This window comes from Streptomyces sp. NPDC058964 (assembly GCF_042741275.1).
Classification (GTDB): Bacteria; Actinomycetota; Actinomycetes; order Streptomycetales; family Streptomycetaceae; genus Streptomyces.
In genome coordinates, this window is the sequence record NZ_JBHYKH010000131.1 from 15,337 (window position 1) to 19,209 (window position 3,873).

The window sequence follows — 3,873 nt, forward strand, 5'->3', positions numbered from 1 at the left end:
CTCCAGGCCGAGGCAGCTGAACAGGGCGATGGCCGCGGCGGCCGAGATCGCCCCGAGCGTGGACTGGCCGCTGGCGTTGAAGGCGCCGAAGTTGTCCGGGTCGATGAACAGCAGCCCGACGGTGGCCATGAAGACCAGCGGGACGAACTTCGGCACCGTGGTGACGACCTGGAAGGCGCCGGTGTTCCGCACCCCGGTCAGGTTGATCGCGGCGGGGATCCACAGACCGGTCAGCGTGATCAGCACGAAACCCATTTTCGGTGCCCGGTGTTGACGAACACCTCCACGTAGCCGACCCACGCCACCACGATCGCGGCGTTCCCGGCCCAGGCGGTGATCCAGTACGACCAGGCGTTGAGGAACCCGGCGAACTCCCCGAAGCCTTCACGGGCGTAGACGTACGGCCCGCCGCTGGCCGGTACGCGCTTCGACAGCGACCCGAAGGTCATGGCCAGCGCGAGCGCGCCCAGCGTGACGACGACGAACGCCACGAGCGAGTTCGGCCCGTAGGGTGCGAGGGCCGACGGGAGGGCGAAGACGCCGGTCCCGATGATGCTGCCGATCACGAGGGCGGACGCGGCGGGAAGGCCGAGTGCCGCCGTGGGAGCCGGTCTTGAACCGCTCCGGGTGGGACTGGACATGACTGCGCTCCTTGTTGCGGTCGCTGCGGATCGCACTGATCCGCCTGATCCGAGATCGATCCTCGTTCGCCGCCACACCCGCGGTCAGGGCCACAAGGCCCTCACCAGACCCGATGGTCCCGACAGCGGGCGGCCAGCTGAACCCTGCCTCGCCCCCACGGGCACCCGAACGCGTCTGCCGCTCACCCCCGGGACATCCGCCGTTGCGGGTCCGTGCTTCAAGTCCGGGCGGGCCGTGGGCCGGTGACCATCGGCCCAGTGACGGGATGGCGTCCATGGGGAACCGTGGATGCCGTTGGTCCCGATCGGCGGGCAAGGACGAGGAGTGGTGTGATGGCGAAGGCGTATCTGGTGGGCAGCGGGGTCGCGGCGCTGGCCGCGGCCACGTTCCTGATCCGTGACGGAGGGTTCGACGGAGCGGACATCCACCTCTTCGAAGGCCGGCGCACCATCGGCGGCAGCCTGGACGCGGGCGGCACGCCGGAGGTCGGCTACACCATGCGCGGCGGGCGCATGTTCGAGGCGGAGTTCCGCTGCACCTACGACCTGCTGTCCACCATCCCCTCGCTCGACGACCCCTCGGTGTCGGTGACGCAGGAGATCCTGGCCGGGCACGAGGACTTCGCCTGGGACGACATCGCACGCCTCGTCGACGGGGAAGGAAAGATCGTCGACACCGCTTCGATGGGGTTCTCCGAACACGACCGGCTGGACCTGGTGCGCTGCCTGGCGGCCCCTGAGGGGCACCTGGCCGGCAAGCGGATCACGGACTGCTTCGGCGAGCACTTCTTCACCACGAACTTCTGGTTCATGTGGTGCACCACGTTCGCCTTCCAGCCCTGGCACAGCGCGATCGAGTTCCGCCGCTACCTGCGGCGGTTCATCCACCTCTTCCCCGAGTTCGCCTCCATGTCGGGCATCCACCGCACCCGCTACAACCAGTACGACTCCATCGTGCGGCCCCTGACTCAATGGCTGCGCGAGCGGGGCGTCACCGTGCACACCGGATGCCGCGTCACCGACCTCGCCTTCACACCGGGGGTCCGGTCAGGCACGGTCGAGACCATCTACCTCAAGCGCGACGGGCGCGACGAGAAGATCGCCGTCGCCCCCGAGGACCTGGTCTTCGTCACCAACGGCTCGATGACCGACGCCTCCAGCCTCGGCTCGCACACCACGGCACCCCCGCCGGCCCCCGAGCGTTCGGACGCATGGCTGCTGTGGCACCGGGTGGCCCGGGGGCGCGAGGACTTCGGCAACCCGGACGCCTTCGACAAGCACGTCAAGGAGTCGAAGTGGGAGTCGTTCACCGTCACCGCCAAGGACCCGGCCTTCCTCGCGGCACTGGAGAAGTTCAGCGGGCGCCCGGCCGGCAAGGGCGGCCTGATGACCTTCACCGACTCCAACTGGCTGCTGACCATCGTCGCCCAGCGCCAGCCCGTCTACCAGGGCCAGCCCGAGGACGTCGGGGTCTGGTGGGGTTACGGCCTCTTCCCCGATCGCGCGGGCAACCACGCCGGCAAACCCATGACCGAGTGCTCGGGCGCGGAGATCCTCGACGAGGTCCTGCACCACCTGCGCCTCGACGAGGAGGTCGCGGCCCGGGTGCGGGAGACGTCGACCGTCCTGCCCTGCGTGATGCCGTACATCACCAGCCAGTTCCTGGTCCGGCGCCGGGAGGACCGGCCGAAGGTCGTGCCGGAAGGGTCGGTGAACCTGGCCTTCATCGGGCAGTTCGCGGAGGTGCCCGACGACGTCGTCTTCACCGTCGAGTACTCGGTGCGCACCGCCTGGACGGCGGTGTCCCAGCTCCTCAACCTCGACACGCAACCGCCCGCCGTCTACAAGGGCCACCACGACCCGCACGTGCTGGCAGCAGCCCTGGAGACCATGCACCGCCGGTAAGCGGCCGGCTTCTGAGGCTGCCCGCCAGGGATTCGGCAGGCCAACGGCCACGTTCGGCAGCCGGAGGCGCCATGGTCCACGAACGACCTGCCACGAAGCCGAGGACATGATCTGCGCGGATGCGTCGACGACTGGTCCGAGTCCGGAGTGGATCCGGAGTACTGGGGCTGACGAACGGAGCGCCACTGCCTGCACAGGCGATGGCACCGGGTAGCGGGGTTCAGGCGGAATTGCCAGGGCTGGGTGTTGTGGAGCGACGGCGCGCCACCGCCCGGCCGGCAGGGCCTGAACGGCTGTGGCGGCGACTTCCCTGGTCTGCATGACGGCTCCTCCGCACGGTTCGCCCCCCGTACCGTCAACCCTGCGCTGCCGTCCTGCTGCGGAGGAGGGTTGACCGGCCCCGTCCTGTGGGCCATGCGGCCTCATACGGCCAGGACGCGGGGGTGAGCAGGCGAGGGCCACGACCACCGGGCCTCGTGCTGGTTCACGGCGGCCGTCGGGTGCACCGCCGACCGTTCCGGGCGGTGCCGATCCGGGGGATGCCGTTCGTGGGAAGGCGGAAATCCCCTTCTGCCCGTGCGCCTGAACGACGCCTTGTCGTTCACCGACGAGGGGATCGCCGATGTGGTCGCTGCCGCTCGCCCGCGTCGTGACGGCGCCGTGAGACGAACCGTGGACCCAGTGGCACGGCCGGCATGCCGCCTCCGCCGGCCGGGGTGGCCAGGGCCACCCGCCAGGTCGTCGGGGTCCTGCGCCCCCGTGATCACGGGCCACTCGGCCCTGCCGGCCCAGCTCCTGCGCCGACACGGTGTCAACGGGCCGCACAACAGGCCCCATTCGTCTCGAGGAGGTCCTCGTCATGCCCCGTACCGTGACCGTCGGAGTGGACGGCTCGCCCGAAAGTCTGGCCGCCGCGGAGTGGGCCGCGCGCGAAGCGGAGCTGAGGGATCTGCCGCTGCATCTGGTGCACGCCTGGGACTGGCAGCCGTACGCCCAGCCGGAGCCGCGTGATGCGGCGCACCGGCACTGGGGCGGGCGCGTCCTGCGCGAGGCGACCGAGCGGCTGCAGACCCTTCACCCGGATCTGGAGATCACCTCGGAGCAGATCGAGCGGCCGCCGGTGACGGCGCTGCTGGCGGCGTCCGCCGACGCCGACGCGATGGCCGTCGGGTCGAGGGGCCTGAGCGGCGTGGCCGGCTTCCTGGTCGGCTCGGTCGGGCTCGGCGTCGTGGCGCAGAGCGAGCGGCCCGTCGTCCTCGTACGCTCCGGTGGCTCCGCGGAGGACGAGCATCAGCCGGGCCCGGACGGCCGCCCCAGCACCGCCACG

At 70.6% G+C, this 3,873-nt stretch carries 4 protein-coding genes; 2 read left to right on the forward strand and 2 right to left on the reverse strand.

Annotation, left to right across the window (positions count from 1 at the left end; genetic code table 11):
• Both ACFW2E_RS18350 and ACFW2E_RS18355 read right to left on the reverse strand, forming a co-directional pair.
• The coding region (locus tag ACFW2E_RS18350; protein WP_384467574.1) for an amino acid permease at positions 1 to 246 on the reverse strand (246 nt) is incomplete at its 3' end.
• Positions 240 to 641: an amino acid permease gene (locus ACFW2E_RS18355; RefSeq protein WP_384467576.1), complete on the reverse strand. Its 402-nt coding sequence runs from the start codon at positions 639 to 641 to the stop codon at positions 240 to 242. The genes ACFW2E_RS18350 and ACFW2E_RS18355, both read right to left, overlap by 7 nt.
• Before the next feature lie 333 nt (positions 642 to 974).
• On the opposite strand from ACFW2E_RS18355, the gene ACFW2E_RS18360 reads away from it, so the two are divergent.
• On the forward strand, positions 975 to 2,546 hold the full coding sequence (locus ACFW2E_RS18360) for an oleate hydratase (RefSeq protein ID WP_384467578.1): 1,572 nt from the start codon (positions 975 to 977) through the stop codon (positions 2,544 to 2,546).
• A gap of 859 nt (positions 2,547 to 3,405) precedes the next feature.
• The coding region (locus tag ACFW2E_RS18365; protein ID WP_384467580.1) for a universal stress protein at positions 3,406 to 3,873 on the forward strand (468 nt) is incomplete at its 3' end.